Below are 19,936 nucleotides of genomic sequence, written 5' to 3'. Positions count from 1 at the left end.
CCACGCGGCCTTTGAAAAGGGCGGCGTGGCCGGGTTAGCGGACGTCGCAGCTTACGGGCGCACCACGATGCTGTTGCGCACTTCCCGCACGTGCTTGGTGTTGCGGGCGATGGCTTCGGCGCGGTCCTTCTCGGTCTGCGACTTCGCGAAGCCCGAGAGCTGCACGGTGCCGTTGAGCGTTTCCACGCTGATGGAGGTGGCCGACACGCTCTTGTCTTCGGCCATCTTGGCCTTGACGGCGGTGGTGATGCCTGCGTCGTCCATGTACGAGCCCACGGTTTGCTGCTGGCGCGCGACCGAGCAACCCGTGGAGACGATCGTGGCGCCTGCGAGCATGGCAAAAGCGATGGCACGTGCGTATTTCATGGTTGTTTCCTTTGTGGATGAAAAAACACGGGTGCGTGGATGACCTGCTGCGACCTGTTGCACCCTCCGCTGGCCGAGCAGTTTGGAACGGGGTGGGATCAGCGGTGCAGCCAGTCCTTGAGTTCGTCGGCGTGCTCCTCCTCGTCGGCCAGGATGCCTTCGAGCATGCGCCGCGTGGTGGGGTCCTTGTCGCCGATCAGCTGGATCATCTGACGGTACGACTCCACGGCGATGCGCTCCGCCACGAGGTTGGCGCGCACCATGGCCCGCAGGTCCGACGACTCGTCGTAGTCCGCGTGGCTGCGCTGCTCCAGGGTGGCGGGCGCGAAGTCCGGCGAGCCCCCGAGCTGCACGATGCGCTGCGCGATGAGGTCGGCGTGGGCCGATTCCTCGTTGGCATGAACCAGGAATTCGGCGGCGATCGCGGGAGACTCCATGCCGTCGGCGGTGAAGTAGTGGCGCTTGTAGCGCAGCACGCACACCAGTTCGGTGGCGAGCGCGTCGTTGAGCAGCTTGACGATGGCGTCGCGGTGGGGGCCATAGGCCGGTGTCACGGCGCCTTCGTCGAGATCCGCCGTGGCGGCCTTGTGCAGCGCTTGCTCGTCGAGCACCAGGCTGTCGCTGGATGGTTGGTTGCTGTCCGGCATGGGTTTTCTCATCGTGGTGTAGGGGACCTGGATCAGTGCGCGGCGGGCCGGCTCAGTACCTGTCGGAGCGGCGGCGGCTCATCATCATGGCGGCCGCGAGAGCAGCGCCGGCCGCGGCGGCGAGCAGCAGGGACTTGCCCGGCTGGTCGGCCACGTAGCGGGTGGTGACGTCGGCGGCCTGGTTGAGCTGGCGCCGTGCGCGTTCGCTGGCTTCGGCGCAGTAGGAAATGCTGCGGCTGGCCAGATCCTGGGCGCGTGCGGCCAGATCGTCGATCATGGGATCAACTTCCTCGCGCACGCGGCGCACGCCCTGCTCGGCCTTGTCGAGGGAGTTGTTGGCGGCACTGCGCGTGGACTTCACGGCGTCGCTGGCGGTGGAGAGCACGTCGTCGGCGACCTGGTGGGCGGTATCGGCGGCTTTCTGGGTGGCGTTTTGGATGCTCATGGTGACCTTTCAGGGCAGAGGTGGAACGGAAGGGCGCAGAGGCGGCTGGCATCAGCCCCGCTTGATGAGGCCCAGTACGAAGGTGACCACGGCCATGATCACGAACACGAAGAACAGAATCTTGGCGATGCCCACGGCGCCTGCGGCGATGCCGCCAAAACCGAACAAAGCGGCCACCAGGGCAATGACCAGAAATACCACTGCGTAATGCAACATAGCCATCTCTCCTTGCGTGGGCCGGCGGGGCGGCCCGGTTGGGGGAAGCACCGTTGAGGGTGCATGGCTGCACTGTAGGGCGGGGTGTGCGGGCGAAGTGCCGGTGGCTGGCGCGCACCGGTGTAGGACGCTACCGATCGGGCAAACGGCTCAGGGATGGGGCAGCACGGCGCTAACCAGCGTGCCTTCGCCCGGCGTGGAGGTGACCGTGAGCCGCCCGCCGGCGGCCTCCACGCGGTGGCGCATGCCGAAGAGGCCGTGCGCGTCGGGCGAGACGTTGTCCACGTCGAAGCCGGCCCCGTCATCGCGCACCTGCACGCAGACATGGTTGGGGTAGTCGTGGACGGACACGAGCACCTTGCGGGCGTTGGCGTATTTGCCGATGTTGGTGAGCGATTCCTGCACCAGGCGGTAGACGGTGAGCTGCGCGGCGTCGGACAGGCGCACGGGCTCGAAGCACGACTGCACCTGCAGGCCGCTGCGCTCGGCGAAGTCGCGCGTGAGGATTTCCAGCGAGGCGGTGAGGCCCAGGTTGGACAGCGAGGACGGGCGCAGGTCCTCGATGATGCGGCGCTTGAGGGCGATGCCGCTGTTGAGCGTTTCGGTGAGGTGCTGCAGGCGTTCCGCGGTGTCGGGCACCTGCAGGTCGAGCTTGGACTTGAGCCGCGCCACGTCGAGCTTGGCCGCGGTGAGCAGGGCGCCCAGTTCGTCGTGCAGTTCGCGCGCCAGGTGGGCGCGCTCTTCCTCGCGCACCTGCTGCAGATGGTTGGCCAGCTCCGACAGCGAGGCCGTGCGGTCGCGCACCAGTTGTTCGAGGCGGTCGCGCTCGCGCGCCAGCACTTCCTGCTCGCGCTCGAGCGCCGTCTGCAGGGCGCTGCTCTGGCGCAGGTACATGTAGAACGCCAGCAGGCCGATCATGGCCACCGTGGCGATGCCGACGCGCGAGAGCATCAGCGAGTGCAGGATCTCCTGCGTGCTGCGCTGTGTCTGATCCGCGCTGCGCGCGATCAGGCGCGCGGCGGTCGCGCGGATGTCATCCATGTCCTTCTTGCCCACATCGGTGGACAGCACGAATTTCCAGGCGTCGTCGTTGTTCTGGCGGCGCAGGCCCAGGCTCAGGTCCAGCTCGGACATCTTGCGCGCGATCTGCTGTGACAGCTGCGAGAAATCGGCCTCGTCCTCGGGCGACTGGTGGAAGGTCTGGCCCAGCGCGTCGAGATTGCGCTGGAGCGTGGACACCGATTTCTCGTAGGGCTGCAGATAGCTTTCATCGCCCGTGAGCAGGTAGCCGCGCAGGCCGGTTTCCGCGTCCAGCATGTCCTGCATCACGCGGTCGAGTGCGGCGCGCGTGTCGTGCGAGCGCGCCAGCGCGCCCACCGCCTCGTGCGAGCGCAGGTAGCCCGTCTCGTTGATGCCGACGAGCACACACACCGCCAGCAGCGCCAGCGGCAGGCTGATGGCCATCTTGCGGACCTGGGACCAGTTCATGGGTGGCTTCTTTCAGGAACCTGCGGGCGAACTGCATAATGCATGTTTTCTGCCTACAGCTCCATGCTAGCGGCAATGCGCGCTGGATGAGCGGGTCGAAACCATATCTCACACGGGCGCGCGAAGCACCCCCTTGCGAAAGAAGGCTCAATGATCAAGATCGGCATTGTGGATGACCATGCGATAGTCCGCTCCGGGCTCAAGCAGTTTCTCTCCGAGCATGTGGACCTGCGGGTGGTCGGCGAAGCCGCCAACGGCAGGGAAGCCATCGACCTCGTGCGCATGAACGAGATCGACGTGCTGGTGATGGACCTGTCCATGCCCGGCCAGAGCGGGCTGGATGCGCTGGCCATGCTGCGGGCCAAGGCGCCCGACATGGGCATCCTCATCCTGAGCGGCTATCCCGAGGAGCACTACGCCATCAACCTGATCCGCCAGGGCGCGAGCGGCTACCTCAACAAGGAATGCGAGCCCAAGGAGATCGTGGAGGCCATCCGCACCATCTCCCTGGGCCGGCGCTACCTCACGCCGGCGGTGGCCGACCTGCTGGCGCAGCAGCTCAACCGCAAGGACGATGCTCCGCCGCACGAACAGCTGTCGGAGCGGGAATTCCAGGTGTTCCTCAAGCTCGCCAAGGGCGAGACGGCGGGCGAGATCGCCAAGTCGCTGTCGCTGTCCGTGAAGACCGTGAGCACCTACCGCACGCGCCTGATGGAGAAGATGGGCCTGTCCTCCAACAGCGACCTCACGTACTACGCGCTCAAGAACAAGCTCATCGATTGAAAAGCAGCAACGGGCCATCCGCAATGGATGGCCCGGCGGGGCCTTACCCTGCCACCGGCTTGGCCACCGCGCGCCGGGCCCCGTGCGCGATGCAGTAGTCCACCAGCGCATCGATCTCATTGGATTTGTCGAACACGGCGTCCACGCCCAGCTGCGCGCAGCGCATGCGCACGTCGGGCGTCGCGTAGTTGCTGAGCACTACCATCTTCTGGTCGGCCAAGCGGTCGCGGCATGCTGCCAGCACGCCCAGGCCGCTGCCTTCGCGCAGGAAGAGGTCCACGATCGCCAGGTCCCACTGCGACCCATGGCTGGCCAGCCACTCCTTGCCTTCGGACTCGGTTTCCGCGACGCCAATGGTTTCCACTGCGGCCAGTTCTTCCAGGGTCCCGATCAGGTTTTCGCGAATGGTGGCGTTGTCTTCGACGATGTATGTGCGCAATTTCACGGGCATTCCTGTTCGGGCCCCCGTCGGGAAGGCGGCCTCGACCTGACTGTAGGGGCGAGGGTGGCGCGATTCTGCCAGCAGCTTCGGGCTGCCTGCGTAGGAGTATTCCTACCGGGTGCCGCAGACGGCGCAGTGGGGGTCGCGCTGCGTGCGCATTTCGGTCCACCGCATGTCCCGCCCGTCGACCATCAGCAGACGGCCAGCCAGCGGCGTGCCCACCTGCGCGATGAGCTTGAGCGCTTCAGCGGCCTGCATGGTCCCGATGATGCCCACCATGGGCGCGAATACCCCCATGGTGGAGCATTGCACTTCCTCGAAGGCGGCATCCGGAGGAAACAGGCAGGCGTAGCAGGGCGTGCCGCCCCGGCGCGGGTCGTACACCGAGACCTGTCCGTCGAAGCGGATGGCAGCGCCTGCCACCAGGGGCTTGCCGGCGTGCACGCAGGCCGCGTTGATGGCCTGGCGCGTGGCGTAGTTGTCCGTGCAGTCGAGCACCACGTCGGCCGCGGCCACCAGGCGCTCCAGCGCCGCCGGGCCCACGCGTTCGCGCACGGTGTGGAGCTGCACGTGCGGGTTGATGGCGCGCACCGCCTGGGCGGCCGATTCGACCTTGGCGCTGCCCACGCGGTCCGTGGTGTGGGCGATCTGGCGCTGCAGGTTGGTGAGGTCCACCACGTCATCGTCCACCAGCGTGAGCGTGCCCACGCCGGCCGAGCCGAGGAACAGCGCCGCAGGCGAGCCCAGGCCGCCCGCGCCCACGATCAGCACGTGCGCGGCCAGGATGCGCTCCTGGCCTTCGATGCCGATCTCGTCGAGCAGGATGTGGCGCGAATAGCGCAGCAGTTGGTCGTCGTTCATAGGGGCCATGAAAAAGGCCGGGCCTCGGGGGAGGGCCGGCCTGGGACCGAGCGCGGCGGCGCGCTCAGTCGTCCTTCTTCTCTTCCTTGCGCTCGGTCAGCGTCTTGCTGACCAGCACCGGCTGGCCCTTGAGCTGCTGCAGCGCCTGGGCGAGCTGGAAGTCCTTGTCGCTGCCGAACTCGGGCAGCTTGCGGTCGGCGCTGGGCTTCTTGGCTTCTTCTTCGAGGCGCTTGCGGGCTTCCTCGCGGGCCTTCTCGCGCGCTGCGTCCTTGACCTCGTCGCCCTGGCCGCTGGTCAGGTGCTTCTCCAGGTCGGCCTCGCGCATGCGCAGCGAGGCGAAGAGGTCGCCCTCGGCGGTCTCGTCGATCATGACGTCGGGCACGATGCCCTTGGCCTGGATGGACTTGCCGCTGGGGGTGTAGTAGCGCGCCGTGGTGAGCTTGATGCCCGTGTCCGGGCCCAGCGGCCGCACGGTCTGCACCGAGCCCTTACCGAAGGTCTGGCTGCCCATGATAGTGGCGCGCTTGTGGTCCTGCAGCGCGCCGGCCACGATCTCGCTGGCCGATGCGGAGCCCTCGTTGACCAGCACCACCAGGGGCACGGTCTTGATGCCGGCCGGCAGGCGCTTGAGCGGGTCGCCGCTGCCGCGGCGCTGGTAGAACTCGGGCGCGGCCTTGAAGGTGGCCTTGCTCTCGGCCAGCTGGCCGTTGGTGGAAACCACGGTCACGTTCTCGGGCAGGAAGGCGGCGGACACGGCCACGGCGGCGTCCAGCAGGCCGCCCGGGTCGTTGCGCAGGTCCAGCACCAGGCCCTTGAGGCGAGGCTCCTGCTTGTAGACCTCCTCGACCTTGCGCACGAAGTCGTCCACCGTGCGCTCCTGGAACTGCGACAGGCGGATCCAGGCGTAGCCGGGCTCGACCACCTTGCCCTTGACGGACTGGGTCTTGATCTCCTCGCGCGTGATGGTCACGGGGAAGCTGCGGCTTTCGTCCTTGCGGAAGATGGTCAGGGTGACCTGCGTGTTCGGCTCGCCGCGCATCTTCTTGACGGCGTCGTTGAGCGACAGGCCTTTGACGGCCGTGTCGTCGATCTTGGTGATGAGGTCGCCCGTCTTCAGGCCTGCGCGGTCGGCGGGCGAGCCTTCGATGGGCGAGACGACCTTGACGAGGCCGTCCTCCTGCGTGATCTCGATGCCCACCCCGACGAAGCGGCCCGTGGTGCCCTCGCGGAATTCCTTGAACGACTTCTTGTCGAAATACTGGGAATGCGGATCGAGGCTGGCCACCATGCCCGAGATGGCGTCGGTGATGAGCTTCTTGTCGTCCACGGGTTCCACGTAATCCGTCTTGACCAGCCCGAAGACGGCCGACAGCTGCTGGATCTCCTCCAGCGGCAGCGGCGTCATCGCGCCGCGCGCCACGGTCTGCAGCGATACCGTGGTCAGCGCCCCGGCCAGGGCGCCGGCCGACACCCAACCCGCAATTTTCAGTTTGTGGCCCATGGAAACACCTTTGTCGCTTCAATATACACCTTGGAGGGCGCCGGCCCGGGGCGGTTCCCCAGGCTCAGGCCTTGCCTTGCGAGGCCACGGCCGCCGCGGCCTTGGCTGCGGCCTCGGCGTCGCCCAGGTAGTAGTGGCGCAAGGGCTTGAGGTCGGCGTCCAGCTCGTACACCAGGGGGATGCCGTTGGGGATGTTCAGGCCGACGATGTCCTGGTCGGAGATGCCGTCCAGGTACTTGACCAGCGCGCGGATGGAGTTGCCGTGCGCCGCGATCACCACGCGCTTGCCGGAGCGGATGGCCGGGGCGATGGCCTCGTTCCAGTAGGGCAGCACGCGCGCCACGGTGTCCTTGAGGCATTCGGTCAGCGGAACCTGGTCGGCGGGCAGGCCCGCGTAGCGGATGTCGCCGCGCTCGCTGCGCGGGTCGGCAGCTTCCAGCGCCGGCGGGGGCGTGTCGTAGCTGCGGCGCCAGACCAGCACCTGCGCGTCGCCGTACTGCTTGGCCATGTCGGCCTTGTTCAGGCCCTGCAGCGCGCCGTAGTGGCGCTCGTTCAGGCGCCAGCTGTGCTCCACGGGCAGCCAGGTGCGGTCCATCTCGTCCAGGCAGTGCCACAGCGTGCGCGTGGCGCGCTTGAGCACGCTGGTGAACGCCAGGTCGAACTCATAGCCCTCGGCCTTGAGCAGGCGGCCGGCGTTCTTGGCCTGTTCGATGCCGGTGGGGGTCAGGTCCACGTCGGTCCAGCCGGTGAAGCGGTTCTCGAGGTTCCAGGTGGATTCGCCGTGGCGGATCAGAACGAGTTTGTGCATGGTGGCCCTAGAGCAGTCAGGTCAAAAACCCGACATTCTAGAATTGCAGGTTTGCATTTCCGCTGAAGGCCCCTCGCTGTGAATTTCATTCTCGACAACTGGTATCTGATCTTCCTGGCACTGGCCTCCGGCGCCATGCTGCTGGTGCCCCTGCTCAAGGGCGCCGGCATGGGCGGCGTGAGCGCGGCCCAGGCCGTGCAGCTCATCAACCGCGAGAAGGCCGTGGTCATCGACGTGTGCGAGCCCGAGGAGTTCGCGGCGGGCCACGTGGGCGGCGCCAAGAACGTGCCGCTGGGCCAGCTGCAGGAGCGCCTGCCGCAGGTCGCCAAGAACAAGGCCGTGCCGGTGATCCTGGTGTGCGCCAAGGGCGCGCGCGCGCAGCGTGCCGTGGGCATCGCCAAGGGCCTGGGCTACGACAAGGCCCAGGCGCTCGCCGGGGGGCTCGCCGCGTGGAAGGCCGCCAGCATGCCGGTTGAAAAGGCCTGATCCGCCCCCATCTGCCGGAATCTTCCAGAAACAACGCGAAAGGCCCGCCCCATGCAAGCCGTGAAGATGTACACCACCGCCGTCTGCCCCTACTGCATCCGCGCCAAGCAGTTGCTCAAGCTCAAGGGGGTGGAGCAGATCGAGGAGATCCGCGTGGACACCGACCCCGCCGCCCGCCAGCACATGATGGACATCACCGGCCGGCGCACGGTGCCGCAGATCTTCATCGGCGACACCCACGTGGGCGGGCACGACGACCTCGTGGCCCTGGACGGGCGTGGCGGCCTGGCGCCGCTGCTGGCGGGCTGACGCCCCCGCCCGGCGCTGCATAATGCACCCCCAAGTGCCCGCTGCGGGAGCGATTCCCGGGCGGGCTTTGTTTTGTCGCTTCGTTTTTGCCTTGAAAGATTGACACCATGGCCGACCAAGAAAACCCCGTGTTCCAGATCCAGCGCGTGTACCTGAAGGACCTGTCGCTGGAGCAGCCCAACTCGCCCGCCATCCTGCTGGAGCAGGAGCAGCCGAGCGTGGACATCCAGCTGGGCGTGGAAGCCACGCCGGTGGCCGAGGGCATCTTCGAAGTGGCGGTGACGGCCACCGTGCAGACCAAGATCCAGGACAAGACCGTGTTCCTGGTCGAGGCCAAGCAGGCCGGCATCTTCGAGATCCGCAACATCCCCGAGGAGCAGATGGGCGCCGTGATCGGCGTGGCCTGCCCGCAGATCGTCTATCCCTACCTGCGCGGCAACGTGGCCGACACCATCACGCGCGCAGGCTTCCCGCCCGTGCACCTGGCCGAAATCAACTTCCAGGCCATGTACGAGCAGCAGCAGGCCGCCGCAGCCGAGGCCATCAACGCCACGGCGCAATAAGCGAGGCTCATAGCCTTTTTGGCCTCTAGCGCTTGCCAGGCAAGCGCGAGCAGCTATGAAAATAGTAGTTCTCGGCGCAGGGGCTTGGGGCACCGCCATGGCCATGAGCGCGGCGGCCCACCCCGCGGGCCATGCCGTGACCCTGTGGGCGCGCGACCCCGCGCAGGCCGCGGCCATGCAGGCCGCGCGGGAGAATGCCCGCTACCTGGCGGGCCAGGTATTTCCGCCCGCGCTCTCCCTGAGCGCGCAAGGCGACGTGGTGGCGCTGGCGCGCGCGGCCGACCTGGTTATCGTCGCCACCCCCATGGCCGCGCTGCGGCCCATGCTCACGCTGCTGAAAGACGTGCGCGTGCCTGTGGCCTGGCTGTGCAAGGGCTTTGAATCCGGCACCGGGCGCATGGGCCACGAAGTCTGCGCCGAGGTCGCGCCCCTGCTGCCCAGCGGCGTCCTCAGCGGGCCCAGCTTCGCGCTGGAAGTGGCGCAATCCCGTCCCACCGCACTGGTGGCCGCCAGCGCCCAGCCGGCCGTGCGGGAGACGCTGGTCGCCGCGTTCCACAGCCCGGCGCTGCGCGTCTACGCCAACGACGACGTGGTGGGCGTGGAAGTGGGAGGGGCGGTGAAGAACGTGCTGGCGATCGCCACGGGCCTGTGCGACGGCCTGGCGCTGGGCCTGAACGCGCGCGCCGCGCTGGTGACGCGCGGGCTGGCCGAGATGACCCGCCTGGGCGTGGCCCTGGGCGCGCGGCGCGAGACCTTCATGGGCCTGTCGGGCATGGGCGACCTGGTGCTCACCGCCACGGGCGACCTGTCGCGCAACCGGCGCGTGGGCCTGCTGCTGGCGCAAGGCAAGACGCTCGAAGAAGCCACGGCCTCGCTCGGGCACGTGGCCGAAGGGGTGTACTGCGCACGCACTGTCGTGGAGCGCGCGCGGGCCCTGGGCGTGGAAATACCCATCGCGCAGGCCGTGGTGGGCCTGCTGGACGGGCATGTGAAGCCGAGCGACGTGGTGGCGGCCCTCATGGGGCGCGACCCCGCCGTGGAAGCGGGCTGATCCGCGCCTGCCTTTTACACGATGCCGAACAGCATCAGCAGCAGCACGATGGACAGTGGAACACCGAGAAGCCAGAGAATGATGGGCATGGAGGTCTCCTGGGGAGTGGTTGAAGCGATGGCTTGACCATATCCAGGCCCCCGCGGCCCCAGTGTGCGACGGAGCGGCGCGCCGCTGTAGGCGAGCGCCGATGCGCGTGCAGTCAGAATTCCAGGTTGTCGATGAGCCGCGTGCTGCCCAGCCGCGCGGCGCCCAGCGCCACCAGGGTGCCGGGCTGCACGGCGCCCGCGGGCGGCAGCAGGTCGCTGCGCTGGCGCACCGTGACGTAGTCGGGCTGCCAGCCGCGCGCGCGCAGCGCGTCCATGGCCTGCGCTTCCAGCGCCGGGAGGTCCGCGCCCGGCGCGCTGGCGGCCTGTGCCAGCGCGCGCAGCGCCTGGCTCAGCTGCACGGCCTCGGCGCGCTCGGCGGCGCTCAGGTAGCCGTTGCGCGAGCTGAGCGCCAGGCCGTCCTCGGCGCGGCAGGTGTCGCCCGCGACGATCTCGATGGGCAGAGCGAACTGGCGCACCATCTGGCGGATCACCATCAGCTGCTGGTAGTCCTTGCGCCCGAACACGGCGCTGCCCGCGCCGCCGCTGAACACGCAGGAAAAGAGTTTCATCACCACCGTGCTCACGCCCACGAAGAACCCGGGACGGAAGTGCCCCTCGAGGATGTCGGCGATCTGCGGATCGGGGTGCACCTTGAAGGTCTGCGGCTCGGGGTACAGGTCGTGCTCGCGCGGCGCGAAGAGCACGTCGCAGCCGGCGGCCTCCAGCTTGGCGCAGTCGGCGTCCCAGGTGCGCGGGTAGCTGTCGAAGTCCTCGTGCGGCAGGAACTGCAGCCGGTTCACGAAGATGCTGGCGACGGAGATGTCGCCCAGCCGCGTGGCCTGGCGCATGAGCGAGAGGTGGCCGTCGTGCAGGTTGCCCATGGTGGGCACGAAGGCGGGGCGCCCGCGCCCGGCAAGGGCGGCGCGCAGGTCGGCGATGGAATGGGCGATGTGCATGGCGTGGAGCGGAAAGGAAAGAAAGGGGATTACCAGGCGTGCAGCGCGTCGTCGGGGAAGCGCCCCTGCTTGACGGCCTGCACATAGGCCTCGATGGCGCCGCGCACGCTGCCGGCGTCCTGCATGAAGTTGTGCACGAACTTCGGGTTCTTGCCCAGGTTGACGCCCAGCATGTCGTGCATCACCAGCACCTGGCCCGCCGTGCCGCTGCCCGCGCCGATGCCGATGGTGTGGCAGTGCGCCAGTTCTGCCGTGAGCGCGCGCGAGAGCGGCGCGGGCACCATCTCCAGCACCAGCATGGCGGCGCCCGCGTCCTGCAGCTCGGCCGCGTGGGCGCGCAGCTGGCGCGCGGCGGCCTCGTCCTTGCCCTGCACGCGGTAGCCGCCCAGGGCGTGCACCGTCTGCGGCGTCAGGCCCAGGTGCGCGCACACGGGCACGCCGCGCTCCACGAGGAACTGCACCGTGGGCGCCGTCCAGCCGCCGCCTTCCAGCTTGACCATGTGGGCGCCGGCCTGCATGAGCTGGCAGGCGCTGCGCAGGGCCTGTTCGCGCGATTCGTGGTAGCTGCCGAAGGGCAGGTCAGCGATGAGCCAGGCCGTGCCCTGCACCCGGTGCAGGCCGCGCGCCACGCTGGCCGTGTGGTAGGCCATGGCCTCCAGCGTCACGCCCACGGTGCTGGGCAGTCCCTGGCAGACCATGCCCAGCGAGTCGCCCACCAGGATGCACTCCACGCCCGCTGCGTCGGCCACGGCCGCGAAGGTGGCGTCGTAGGCCGTGAGCATGGTGATCTTCTCGCCCGCCTCGCGCATCTGCGCCAGGCGCGGCAGGCTGATGGGCTTGCGCTGGGGCAGCGGCGATGCGGGGGGCAGGGTGCCGTAGGGCGTGCCGGCAGTGACGGGGGCGTGGGTCATGGAGGCAGTCCGCGGAGCGGGGGTGAAAAGTCCGGCGAGTCTATGCGATGCCGCTATGCTTGCCGCCCATGACGACCCTGAGCAATGTGATGGATGGCGCGGCGCTGGCGGCCCTGGCCCGCGAGGATGTGGACCGCGCGCTGCGGGAGGACGTGGGCGCGGGAGACCTCACGGCCGGCCTGATCGATCCCGCGCGGCGCGCCCGCGCGCGCGTGCTGGCGCGCGAGGCGGCCGTGGTCTGCGGCGCGCCGTGGGTGGAGGCGGCGCTGCGCGCGCTCGACCCCGCCGTGCAACTGCGCTGGCACGTGACCGAGGGCCAGCGCTGCGCCCCGGACCAGGTGGTGCTGGAGATCGAGGGCAACGCCCGCGCGCTGCTGTCGGGCGAGCGCACGGCGCTCAACTTCCTGCAGTTGCTGTCGGCCGTGGCCACCAAGACACGCACCTACGTGGACACCGTGGCAGGCACGCGCGCCCGCATCGTGGACACGCGCAAGACGCTGCCGGGCCTGCGCCTGGCGCAGAAATACGCCGTGCGCACGGGCGGGGGCACCAACCACCGCATCGGCCTGCACGACGCCGTGCTCATCAAGGAGAACCACATCGCCGCCGCCGGCGGGGTGACGGCCGTGCTGCGCGCCGCGCAGGCCGTGGCCGCGCAGGCCGTGGCCGCGCAGGCGCAGTTCATCGAGATCGAGGTGGAAACGCTGGAGCAACTGGCCGAGGCACTGCAGGCCGGGGCCACCATGGTGCTGCTGGACAACATGCCGCTGCACACGCTGCGCGAGGCGGTGCGCATCAACGCCGGCCGTGCGGTGCTGGAAATCTCGGGCGGCGTCACGCTGGACGGCCTGCGCGCGCTGGCCGAGACGGGCGTGGACCGCATCTCCATCGGCACGCTGACCAAGGACGTGAAGGCCACCGACTTCTCCATGCGCCTGCGGGAGCTGGCATGAGCGCCGTGATCGACGTCGAGTACGAGCAGCCCGCCGAGGGCGCCGCATGCGCCACGCGCCATGCCTGGGCGCGCGTGCCGCCCGAGCCTTCCGCGCCCGAGCGTGCGGCGCTCAAGGACAGGATCCGCCGCCTGCTCAAGGAAAAGAACGCGGTCATGGTGTCGCACTACTACGTGCACCCGGACCTGCAGGACCTGGCCGAGGACACCGGCGGCATCGTCAGCGACTCGCTGGAGATGGCGCGCTTCGGCCGCGACCACGAGGCACAGACCCTGGTGGTGAGCGGCGTGCGCTTCATGGGCGAGACGGCCAAGATACTCAGCCCCGAGAAGACCGTGCTCATGCCCGACCTCGACGCGACCTGCTCGCTCGACCTGGGCTGCCCCGCCGATGCGTTCAGCGCCTTCTGCGGCGCGCATCCTGACCGCACCGTGGTCGTCTACGCCAATACCAGCGCCGCAGTGAAGGCGCGCGCCGACTGGCTGGTCACGTCGAGCTGCGCGCTGGACATCGTGGGCGCGCTGAAGGCCGCGGGCCACAAGATCCTCTGGGCGCCCGACCGCCACCTGGGCGCGTACATCGAGCAGCAGACGGGCGCGGACATGGTGTTCTGGAACGGCGCGTGTATCGTGCACGACGAGTTCAAGGCGCTGGAGCTGGAACTGCTCATCAAGGAGCACCCCCGCGCGAAGGTGCTCGTGCACCCCGAAAGCCCCGCCGAGGTCGTGGCCCTGGCCGACGCGGTGGGCTCCACCAGCGCCATCCTCAAGGCCGCGCGCGAGATGGATGCGCAGGAATTCATCGTCGCCACCGACAACGGCATGATGCACAAGCTGCGCATGCTCAACCCCGGCAAGACCTTCTACGAAGCCCCTACCGCCGGCAACAGCGCCACCTGCAAGAGCTGCGCGCACTGCCCCTGGATGGCCATGAACGGCTTGGCCGACGTGGCCCGCGTGCTGGAGACGGGAGCGAACGCCATCCACGTCGATCCGGCCCTGGTCCCGCGCGCGTGCCAGCCCATCGACCGCATGCTCGCCTTCACGGCCGCGCTCAGGAACGGCCAGGCGCCGGGCGCATTGGTGCCGCACTTCGGCGCGGCCTGATGCCGCTGCTTTTGTTTTGATAGCTGCTGGCGCTTTCTGGATAAGCGCTGGAGGCCAATTTGACTGAAACCGCCCTGATCGACTTCGCCGACCCGCGCGACCCCGCCGGGCCGCGCCTGCGCCACGCCTTCGGCCCGCCGCGCGCCGTGCTCGCGGCCCGCGCGCTGCACGAGGTGCGTCCCGTGCTGCAGGCCGTGGAAGCCGCCGCGCGCGCCGGCGCCTGGGTGCTGGGCTGCCTGCGCTACGAGGCCGCGCCCGCGTTCGACACGGCATTCGCCACCCATGCGACCGACGGGCCGCTGGCCTGGTTCACCGTGCACGATGCGCCGCTGCCCTGGCCCGAGGCCGGGCCGCAGGGGGAGGCCACGGTGCATTGGCACACGCTGCCCGGCCGCGCCGCGTTCGACGCCGCGCTGGCGCGCATCCAGCAGGCCATCGGGGAGGGCGTGCTCTACCAGGTCAACCACACCGCGCCCTTGCGCGGTCGGCTGGAGGGCGACGCCCGCGCGCTGTTCGACGCGCTGCTGCGCGCGCAGCCCGGCGGCTACGCGGCGTGCATCGACGGCGGCGACGGGGCGCGGGTGCTCTCGGTCTCGCCCGAGCTGTTCTTCGACTGGCGCGCCGGGCCGCAGGGCACGGGCGAGATCCTCGCGCGGCCCATGAAGGGCACCGCCTCGCGCGGTGCCACGCCTGGCGACGACGCGCTGCAGGCCGAGCGGCTGCGCGCCAGCGCCAAGGAGCGCGCCGAGAACGTGATGATCGTGGACCTGCTGCGCAACGACCTCTCGCGCATCGCCGAGCCGCACAGCGTGCGCGTGCCGGCCCTGTTCCACACCCAGCCGCTGCCCACCGTGTGGCAGATGACCTCCGACGTGGTGGCGCGCACCCGTGCGGGCACGGGGCTGGCCGACGTGTTCGGCGCGCTGTTCCCGTGCGGCTCCATCACCGGCGCGCCCAAGGTGCAGGCGATGCGCATGGTCCGGGCGCTGGAGGACGCGCCGCGCGGCGTGTACTGCGGCGCCGTGGGCGTGGTGCGGCCCGATGAGGCGGGGGGCATCGCCGCCACGTTCAACGTGCCCATCCGCACCGTGGAGCTGCGCGGCGGGGAGGCGCGCTGCGGCATCGGCAGCGGCATCGTCTGGGGCGCCGACCCTGCGGCCGAATGGCGCGAATGGGCCGCCAAGCGTGCGTTCGTGGAGCGCGCCAGCCAGCCCTTCGACCTGCTGGAGACGTTGGGCCTGCACGGCGGCCGGTTCCGCCACCAGGGCGAGCACCTGGCCCGCATGCAGGCCGGCGCCGCGCATTTCGGCTACCCGTGGGACGCACCGCGCGTGCAGGCCTGCCTCGATGCCCTGGCCGCGTGCCACCCGCAGGGCGCATGGCGCGTGCGGCTGCTGCTGGACAGGCACGGCCAGCCGCGCGCCGAGGCCTTCGCGCTGCAGGACACCGCCGTGCCCGTGCGGCTGGCGCTGGCGGACAGGCCCTTCGCCGAGGCGCAGGGCGAGTTCACGCGCCACAAGACCACGCGCCGCGCGCACTACGCGGCCTTCGCCCCGGCGGCGGGCGCGGGCGTGTTCGACACCGTGCTCTACAACGAGGCGGGAGAGATCACCGAATCCACCTTCGGCAACCTCGCCATGCGGCTGGACGGCCGCTGGGTCACGCCGCCGCTCTCGTGCGGCCTGCTGCCCGGCGTGGGCCGGGCCGTGGCGCTGCGCGAGGGGCGCATGGCGGAGGCCGTGGTGCGCCTGGCCGACGTGCCGCGCGTGGAGCAATGGGCCTTCGTGAACAGCCTGCGCGGGTGGCTGCCGGCCACGCTGGCGTCGGCAAAGGCCGGCACGGCCTAGGGTTGTCCCTGATTTGTAACGTACGGTTCGTCTAATGGTTCCAGCCCCTCGCAGGGGGGCCGGGCCGCAGGCGGCATGGCCGCCTCGCGGCTCTTCCTCCATACGAACCAACGAACAGCATGAAACGACTACTCCTCGCCCTGGCCGCCGCGGCTGCCGCCTCCGCCTCGGCCCAAAGCACCAGCAGCGTGACCCTTTTCGGCGTGGCGGATGTGTCCGTCGCGCACCTCTCCACCTCCGGCAAGAACGTGACCGGCCTGGCCAACGGTGGCAACGCCAGCAGCCGCCTGGGCTTTCGCGGCGTGGAAGACCTGGGCGGCGGGCTCAAGGCAGGCTTCTGGCTGGAAGGCGGGATCAACGTGGATGACGGCGGCTCGGGCTTCAAGTTCGATCGCCGCTCCACCGTGAGCCTGCTGGGCGACTTCGGCGAGCTGCGCCTGGGCCGCGACAAGACGCCCACGTACCTGAACCTGGAGACCTTCCACGCCTTCGGCGACACCGGCATGGGCGGCATCAACGGCCACAGCCTCATCAGCGGCTCCGCTGCGGGCACGGCCGAGGGCTCGTCGCCCAAGCGTATGTCCAACGGCATCAGCTACCTGCTGCCCAAGATGGGCGGGCTGTATGGCCAGGTGGCCCATTCCTTCGGCGAGGAAGCGGGCAATACCAGCCTCAAGAGCGCCACCGGCATGCGCCTGGGCTACGCCAGCGGTCCGCTGGACGTGGCCGTGGGCTACGGCATCACGCGCGGCGGCACGGCGGCCGATGGCGTGAACTACAAGGCCATGAACGTGGGCGCGTCCTACAAGCTGGGCGGCTTCACGCCCATGCTGCTGATCGCCTCGGAGCGTGGCAACGGCGCGCGCGTGGACCTGTACAGCGTGGGCCTGAAGATGGCGCTGGGCAACGGCGAGCTGCGCGCCGCCTACACCCAGTATGAAGACAAGAAGAGCGACAACGACTCGCAGCGCCTGGCGCTGGGCTATGGCTACAAGCTCTCCAAGCGCACGGAGCTGTACGGCGCGGTGGCCCGCCTGTCCAACGACGGCCAGGCCGCACGCAAGCTGGCCTCGTCGCTGAGCCCGACGCCCGCCAAGGGCAAGGACATCACGGGCTACGAGGTCGGCATCCGCCACACCTTCTAAGAACGTCCCGCAACGGCTCGGTCCACCTGGTGGGGAAGCGAGCGGGCCGGGCGCGGTGCGCAGGCCGCTGAGGGGTGCGTCCCCGCAGCGGCTTTTTGCGTGCCTACAGCCGTTCCTTCACGTAGGACGGCCGGTCCATGTCCACGATTTCCACGCTGAGCTGCACCAGCACCCCCGCGGGCCGGGGCGTGAGGCGGCGCAGCACGTCGGCCACGCGGCCGGCCAGCTCCTTCTTGGTCTCGGGCGAACGGCCCGACAGCAGGCGCAGCTGCGCGTGCACGAAGGCCCGCTGGGCCGGCGCGGTGCCGATTTCGAAGCTGCCGGCGCGTACGAAGCGGGTCTTCAGGTCGGCCTCGTCCAGCACCTCGGGGCTGGCGCAGACGGCGGCGTTGAGCGCGGCGAGCGCTTCGGCCTCCGGGTAGGAGGGCAGGTTGGGGCTGTACTCGACGATCAGGTGCGGCATGGTGGTCTCCTGGGAGTGGGGGGGGAAATCGGGGGGCTCAGCGCACGGGTGGCACGAGGATGGTGGGCGCGGCGGGGGCGGCCAGCGCGGGCCAGTCGCGGCTGAAGTGCAGGCCGCGGCTTTCGCGGCGCATCTGGGCGCTCCTGACGATCAGCTCGGCCACCTGCACGAGGTTGCGCAGCTCCAGCAGGTCGCGCGTGACGTGGAAGTGGGCGTAGAACTCGTGGATTTCGCCTTGCAGCAGCGCGATGCGGTGCGCGGCGCGCTCCAGGCGCTTGTCGGTGCGCACGATACCCACGTAGTCCCACATGAAGCGGCGCAGCTCGTCCCAGTTGTGCGAGATGACCACGCATTCGTCGGCGTCGGTCACCTGGCTGTCGTCCCACGGCGGCAGCGCGGACAGTTCGGCGCGCGGCGCCTGTGCGACGGCCTGGGCGGCCGCGCGCGCGTACACCATGCATTCCACGAGCGAGTTGCTCGCGAGCCGGTTGGCGCCGTGCAGGCCGGTGCAGGCCGTCTCGCCGATGGCCAGCAGGCCCGGCAGGTCGGTGCGGCCCGCCAGGTCGGTGAGCACGCCGCCGCAGGTGTAGTGCGCGGCGGGCACCACGGGGATGGGCTGGCGCGTGATGTCGATGCCCAGCTCCGCGCAGCGCGCGAGGATGTTGGGAAAGTGCGCCTGCAGGAACGCAGGGCTCTGGTGCGAGATGTCCAGGTGCACGCAGTCCAGGCCGTGGCGCTTCATCTCGTAGTCGATGGCGCGGGCCACCACGTCGCGCGGAGCCAGCTCGGCGCGCGCGTCGTGCTGGGGCATGAAGCGCGTGCCGTCGGGCAGCAGGAGCCGCCCGCCCTCGCCGCGCACGGCCTCGGTGATGAGGAAGCTCTTGGCGTGCGGGTGGTACAGGCAGGTGGGGTGGAACTGGATGAACTCCAGGTTGGCCATGCGGCAGCCCGCGCGCCACGCGGCGGCGATGCCGTCGCCCGTGGCCGTGTCGGGGTTGGTGGTGTAGAGATAGACCTTGCCCGCGCCGCCCGTGGCCAGGATGGTCTGCGGCGCGCGGAAGGTGACGACCTCGTCCGTGGCCTCATGGAGCGCGTACAGGCCCAGGCAGCGCTGCCCGCCCGGCAGACCGAGCTTGCGCGCGGTGATGAGATCCACCAGCGTGTGGTGCTCGAACAGCGTGATGCCCGGCGTTGCGCGCACCACGTCGATCAGCGTGCGCTGCACGGCCGCGCCCGTGGCGTCGGCCGCGTGCACGATGCGCCGCGCGCCGTGGCCGCCCTCGCGCGTGAGGTGCAGCGCGCCGTCCTCCTGCGAGAACGGCACGCCCAGGCCCTGCAGCCAGCGGATGGCCTCGGGCGCGTGCTCCACCACGAAGCGCGTGGCCGCCAGGTCGCACAGGCCGGCGCCGGCCACCAGCGTGTCCTGCACGTGCGCGTCGAAGCTGTCGCCCTCGGCCAGCACGGCGGCGATGCCGCCCTGGGCCCAGCCGCTGGCGCCGTCGTGCAGCGCGCGCTTGGTGATGACCGCCACGCGGTGCGTGGGTGCGAGGTGCAGTGCGGCCGACAGGCCGGCGAGGCCGCTGCCCACGATGAGGACGTCGAAGTCGTGTGATGCCATGGCCGTGACGTTACGCGATGGCCGGCGCAGCGGGGAGCGCGGTCACGCCGGTGTATAGGCCAGCCGCACGTAGATGGGCGCGAAGGCTTCGGCCTGGGTGATCTCGATGAGGGTTTCCTTGGCCAGCTCCAGCAGCGCGATGAAGGTGACCACCAGCACGGTGCTGCCTTTCTCGGGCTGGAACAGGTCCTCGAACGGGGCGAAGCGCCGGCCCTGCAGCGTCTTGAGCACCATGCTCATGTACTCGCGCACGCTCAGCTCCTCGCGCGTGATGCGGTGGTGCTGCACGAGCTTGGCGCGCTTGAGGATGTCGCGCCAGGCTTCCTGCAGGTCGGCCAGGTTCACGTCGGGAAAGCGCGGCTGCAGGCTCTGCTCGATGGTGACCTGCGCGCGCAGGAAGTCGCGCCCATATTGCGGCACCTGGGCCAGGCGCATCGCGGCGAGCTTGATCTGCTCGTACTCGAGCAGGCGGCGCACCAGCTCGGCGCGCGGGTCCTCGGGCTCGGTGCTGCCCTCCTGGCGCTTGGGCGGCAGCAGCATGCGCGACTTGATCTCGATGAGCATGGCCGCCATGAGCAGGTATTCGGCGGCCAGCTCCAGGTTGCGGCTGCGGATCTCGTCCACGTAGCCCAGGTACTGGCGCGTGACATCCACCATGGGGATGTCGAGGATGTTGAAGTTCTGCTTGCGGATCAGGTAGAGCAGCAGGTCCAGCGGCCCCTCAAAGGCCTCCAGGAAGATCTCCAGCGCGTCTGGCGGGATGTACAGGTCCTGCGGCAGCGCGAACAGCGGCTCGCCGTAGAGGCGCGCCAGCGCCACCTGGTCCACCACCTCGGGCATGGGCGCTTCGTCCTGCGGAGCCGCTGTCATGCGTTTGCTATG

Annotated in this window: 23 protein-coding genes; 9 read left to right on the top strand and 14 right to left on the bottom strand. The window is 69.7% G+C overall.

The window, feature by feature from the left end:
* Window positions 1-51: 51 nt before the first annotated feature.
* From AVS7_RS16600 to AVS7_RS16580, 5 genes are all read right to left on the bottom strand, one after another.
* Window positions 52-366 carry a BON domain-containing protein gene (locus tag AVS7_RS16600; protein WP_020230726.1) on the bottom strand — a complete coding sequence of 105 codons (315 nt, stop codon included), beginning with the start codon at window positions 364-366 and terminating at the stop codon, window positions 52-54.
* Between the two features lie 98 nt (window positions 367-464).
* Window positions 465-1,013, bottom strand: a complete 549-nt coding sequence (locus tag AVS7_RS16595; protein ID WP_020230725.1) for a bacterioferritin — start codon at window positions 1,011-1,013, stop codon at window positions 465-467.
* A gap of 52 nt (window positions 1,014-1,065) precedes the next feature.
* Window positions 1,066-1,458: a hypothetical protein gene (locus AVS7_RS16590; RefSeq protein ID WP_020230724.1), complete on the bottom strand. Its 393-nt coding sequence runs from the start codon at window positions 1,456-1,458 to the stop codon at window positions 1,066-1,068.
* Between the two features lie 51 nt (window positions 1,459-1,509).
* On the bottom strand, window positions 1,510-1,674 hold the full coding sequence (locus tag AVS7_RS23955) for a DUF1328 domain-containing protein (RefSeq protein WP_020230723.1): 165 nt from the start codon (window positions 1,672-1,674) through the stop codon (window positions 1,510-1,512).
* Window positions 1,675-1,824: 150 nt separating this feature from the next.
* Window positions 1,825-3,162, bottom strand: a complete 1,338-nt coding sequence (locus tag AVS7_RS16580) for a CHASE3 domain-containing protein (protein WP_020230722.1) — start codon at window positions 3,160-3,162, stop codon at window positions 1,825-1,827.
* 150 nt (window positions 3,163-3,312) lie between these two features.
* Here AVS7_RS16580 and AVS7_RS16575 point away from each other — a divergent pair, with 150 nt between their 5' ends.
* On the top strand, window positions 3,313-3,945 hold the full coding sequence (locus AVS7_RS16575) for a response regulator transcription factor (RefSeq protein WP_020230721.1): 633 nt from the start codon (window positions 3,313-3,315) through the stop codon (window positions 3,943-3,945).
* 43 nt (window positions 3,946-3,988) lie between these two features.
* Here AVS7_RS16575 and AVS7_RS16570 read toward each other — a convergent pair whose 3' ends face one another.
* From AVS7_RS16570 to gpmA, 4 genes are all read right to left on the bottom strand, one after another.
* Window positions 3,989-4,390 (bottom strand): response regulator, encoded by a 402-nt coding sequence (locus tag AVS7_RS16570; RefSeq protein ID WP_020230720.1) that lies wholly within the window; start codon window positions 4,388-4,390, stop codon window positions 3,989-3,991.
* A 108-nt stretch (window positions 4,391-4,498) separates the two neighbouring features.
* The gene (locus AVS7_RS16565) at window positions 4,499-5,248 is read right to left on the bottom strand and encodes a molybdopterin-synthase adenylyltransferase MoeB (RefSeq protein ID WP_020230719.1); all 750 of its coding nucleotides are present in this window, start codon (window positions 5,246-5,248) and stop codon (window positions 4,499-4,501) included.
* A 64-nt stretch (window positions 5,249-5,312) separates the two neighbouring features.
* Window positions 5,313-6,749 carry a S41 family peptidase gene (locus AVS7_RS16560; RefSeq protein WP_020230718.1) on the bottom strand — a complete coding sequence of 479 codons (1,437 nt, stop codon included), beginning with the start codon at window positions 6,747-6,749 and terminating at the stop codon, window positions 5,313-5,315.
* 64 nt (window positions 6,750-6,813) lie between these two features.
* On the bottom strand, window positions 6,814-7,557 hold the full coding sequence (gpmA, locus tag AVS7_RS16555; RefSeq protein WP_020230717.1) for a 2,3-diphosphoglycerate-dependent phosphoglycerate mutase: 744 nt from the start codon (window positions 7,555-7,557) through the stop codon (window positions 6,814-6,816).
* A 78-nt stretch (window positions 7,558-7,635) separates the two neighbouring features.
* Here gpmA and AVS7_RS16550 point away from each other — a divergent pair, with 78 nt between their 5' ends.
* The 4 genes from AVS7_RS16550 (at window position 7,636) to AVS7_RS16535 (ending at window position 9,966) form a co-directional block, all read left to right on the top strand.
* A complete protein-coding gene (locus AVS7_RS16550) occupies window positions 7,636-8,043 on the top strand; it encodes a rhodanese-like domain-containing protein (protein ID WP_020230716.1) in 408 nt (135 codons plus the stop codon).
* A gap of 51 nt (window positions 8,044-8,094) precedes the next feature.
* On the top strand, window positions 8,095-8,352 hold the full coding sequence (grxC, locus tag AVS7_RS16545) for a glutaredoxin 3 (protein ID WP_020230715.1): 258 nt from the start codon (window positions 8,095-8,097) through the stop codon (window positions 8,350-8,352).
* A gap of 107 nt (window positions 8,353-8,459) precedes the next feature.
* Window positions 8,460-8,915 (top strand): protein-export chaperone SecB, encoded by a 456-nt coding sequence (gene secB / locus AVS7_RS16540; RefSeq protein ID WP_020230714.1) that lies wholly within the window; start codon window positions 8,460-8,462, stop codon window positions 8,913-8,915.
* A gap of 55 nt (window positions 8,916-8,970) precedes the next feature.
* Window positions 8,971-9,966 (top strand): NAD(P)H-dependent glycerol-3-phosphate dehydrogenase, encoded by a 996-nt coding sequence (locus tag AVS7_RS16535; RefSeq protein ID WP_034691771.1) that lies wholly within the window; start codon window positions 8,971-8,973, stop codon window positions 9,964-9,966.
* A 202-nt stretch (window positions 9,967-10,168) separates the two neighbouring features.
* Here the strand turns inward: AVS7_RS16535 and panC are convergent, their stop codons facing one another.
* A complete protein-coding gene (gene panC, locus AVS7_RS16530; protein ID WP_020230712.1) occupies window positions 10,169-11,011 on the bottom strand; it encodes a pantoate--beta-alanine ligase in 843 nt (280 codons plus the stop codon).
* Between the two features lie 29 nt (window positions 11,012-11,040).
* Window positions 11,041-11,922 carry a 3-methyl-2-oxobutanoate hydroxymethyltransferase gene (gene panB, locus AVS7_RS16525; RefSeq protein ID WP_020230711.1) on the bottom strand — a complete coding sequence of 294 codons (882 nt, stop codon included), beginning with the start codon at window positions 11,920-11,922 and terminating at the stop codon, window positions 11,041-11,043.
* Between the two features lie 68 nt (window positions 11,923-11,990).
* Here panB and nadC point away from each other — a divergent pair, with 68 nt between their 5' ends.
* The 4 genes from nadC (at window position 11,991) to AVS7_RS16505 (ending at window position 16,973) form a co-directional block, all read left to right on the top strand.
* The gene (nadC, locus tag AVS7_RS16520) at window positions 11,991-12,875 is read left to right on the top strand and encodes a carboxylating nicotinate-nucleotide diphosphorylase (RefSeq protein WP_024001717.1); all 885 of its coding nucleotides are present in this window, start codon (window positions 11,991-11,993) and stop codon (window positions 12,873-12,875) included.
* Window positions 12,872-13,981, top strand: coding sequence for a quinolinate synthase NadA (gene nadA, locus AVS7_RS16515; RefSeq protein ID WP_020230709.1), 1,110 nt, complete (start codon window positions 12,872-12,874; stop codon window positions 13,979-13,981). Before nadC ends, nadA begins: the two co-directional genes overlap by 4 nt.
* Before the next feature lie 59 nt (window positions 13,982-14,040).
* Window positions 14,041-15,828, top strand: coding sequence for a chorismate-binding protein (locus AVS7_RS16510; RefSeq protein WP_020230708.1), 1,788 nt, complete (start codon window positions 14,041-14,043; stop codon window positions 15,826-15,828).
* Between the two features lie 119 nt (window positions 15,829-15,947).
* Window positions 15,948-16,973, top strand: a complete 1,026-nt coding sequence (locus AVS7_RS16505; RefSeq protein WP_024001716.1) for a porin — start codon at window positions 15,948-15,950, stop codon at window positions 16,971-16,973.
* Window positions 16,974-17,076: 103 nt separating this feature from the next.
* On the opposite strand, the gene AVS7_RS16500 is transcribed toward AVS7_RS16505, so the two are convergent.
* The 3 genes from AVS7_RS16500 to AVS7_RS16490 are packed head-to-tail and all read right to left on the bottom strand — an operon-like array spanning window position 17,077 to window position 19,924.
* On the bottom strand, window positions 17,077-17,436 hold the full coding sequence (locus AVS7_RS16500) for a 5-carboxymethyl-2-hydroxymuconate Delta-isomerase (protein WP_020230706.1): 360 nt from the start codon (window positions 17,434-17,436) through the stop codon (window positions 17,077-17,079).
* Window positions 17,437-17,473: 37 nt separating this feature from the next.
* Entirely contained in the window at window positions 17,474-19,054 is a 1,581-nt protein-coding gene (nadB, locus tag AVS7_RS16495; RefSeq protein ID WP_020230705.1) for an L-aspartate oxidase, read from the bottom strand.
* A gap of 42 nt (window positions 19,055-19,096) precedes the next feature.
* On the bottom strand, window positions 19,097-19,924 hold the full coding sequence (locus tag AVS7_RS16490; protein ID WP_020230704.1) for a ScpA family protein: 828 nt from the start codon (window positions 19,922-19,924) through the stop codon (window positions 19,097-19,099).
* Between the last annotated feature and the right edge of the window lie 12 nt (window positions 19,925-19,936).

The organism is Acidovorax sp. MR-S7, from assembly GCF_000400995.2.
Classification (GTDB): domain Bacteria; phylum Pseudomonadota; class Gammaproteobacteria; order Burkholderiales; family Burkholderiaceae_C; genus MR-S7.
Note: the sequence above shows the minus strand (reverse complement) of the source record. Positions and strands in the feature narration are given on the sequence as shown.

Excerpts from the sequence above, each read along its gene's own strand:
- AVS7_RS16600 (WP_020230726.1), bottom strand. The coding sequence starts at position 366 with ATGAAATACGCACGTGCCATCGCTTTTGCCATGCTCGCAGGCGCCACG.
- AVS7_RS16595 (WP_020230725.1), bottom strand. The coding sequence starts at position 1,013 with ATGCCGGACAGCAACCAACCATCCAGCGACAGCCTGGTGCTCGACGAG.
- AVS7_RS16590 (WP_020230724.1), bottom strand. The coding sequence starts at position 1,458 with ATGAGCATCCAAAACGCCACCCAGAAAGCCGCCGATACCGCCCACCAG.
- AVS7_RS23955 (WP_020230723.1), bottom strand. The coding sequence starts at position 1,674 with ATGTTGCATTACGCAGTGGTATTTCTGGTCATTGCCCTGGTGGCCGCT.
- AVS7_RS16580 (WP_020230722.1), bottom strand. The coding sequence starts at position 3,162 with ATGAACTGGTCCCAGGTCCGCAAGATGGCCATCAGCCTGCCGCTGGCG.
- AVS7_RS16575 (WP_020230721.1), top strand. The coding sequence starts at position 3,313 with ATGATCAAGATCGGCATTGTGGATGACCATGCGATAGTCCGCTCCGGG.
- AVS7_RS16565 (WP_020230719.1), bottom strand. The coding sequence starts at position 5,248 with ATGAACGACGACCAACTGCTGCGCTATTCGCGCCACATCCTGCTCGAC.
- AVS7_RS16560 (WP_020230718.1), bottom strand. The coding sequence starts at position 6,749 with ATGGGCCACAAACTGAAAATTGCGGGTTGGGTGTCGGCCGGCGCCCTG.
- gpmA (WP_020230717.1), bottom strand. The coding sequence starts at position 7,557 with ATGCACAAACTCGTTCTGATCCGCCACGGCGAATCCACCTGGAACCTC.
- grxC (WP_020230715.1), top strand. The coding sequence starts at position 8,095 with ATGCAAGCCGTGAAGATGTACACCACCGCCGTCTGCCCCTACTGCATC.
- secB (WP_020230714.1), top strand. The coding sequence starts at position 8,460 with ATGGCCGACCAAGAAAACCCCGTGTTCCAGATCCAGCGCGTGTACCTG.
- AVS7_RS16535 (WP_034691771.1), top strand. The coding sequence starts at position 8,971 with ATGAAAATAGTAGTTCTCGGCGCAGGGGCTTGGGGCACCGCCATGGCC.
- panC (WP_020230712.1), bottom strand. The coding sequence starts at position 11,011 with ATGCACATCGCCCATTCCATCGCCGACCTGCGCGCCGCCCTTGCCGGG.
- panB (WP_020230711.1), bottom strand. The coding sequence starts at position 11,922 with ATGACCCACGCCCCCGTCACTGCCGGCACGCCCTACGGCACCCTGCCC.
- nadC (WP_024001717.1), top strand. The coding sequence starts at position 11,991 with ATGACGACCCTGAGCAATGTGATGGATGGCGCGGCGCTGGCGGCCCTG.
- nadA (WP_020230709.1), top strand. The coding sequence starts at position 12,872 with ATGAGCGCCGTGATCGACGTCGAGTACGAGCAGCCCGCCGAGGGCGCC.
- AVS7_RS16505 (WP_024001716.1), top strand. The coding sequence starts at position 15,948 with ATGAAACGACTACTCCTCGCCCTGGCCGCCGCGGCTGCCGCCTCCGCC.
- AVS7_RS16500 (WP_020230706.1), bottom strand. The coding sequence starts at position 17,436 with ATGCCGCACCTGATCGTCGAGTACAGCCCCAACCTGCCCTCCTACCCG.
- nadB (WP_020230705.1), bottom strand. The coding sequence starts at position 19,054 with ATGGCATCACACGACTTCGACGTCCTCATCGTGGGCAGCGGCCTCGCC.
- AVS7_RS16490 (WP_020230704.1), bottom strand. The coding sequence starts at position 19,924 with ATGACAGCGGCTCCGCAGGACGAAGCGCCCATGCCCGAGGTGGTGGAC.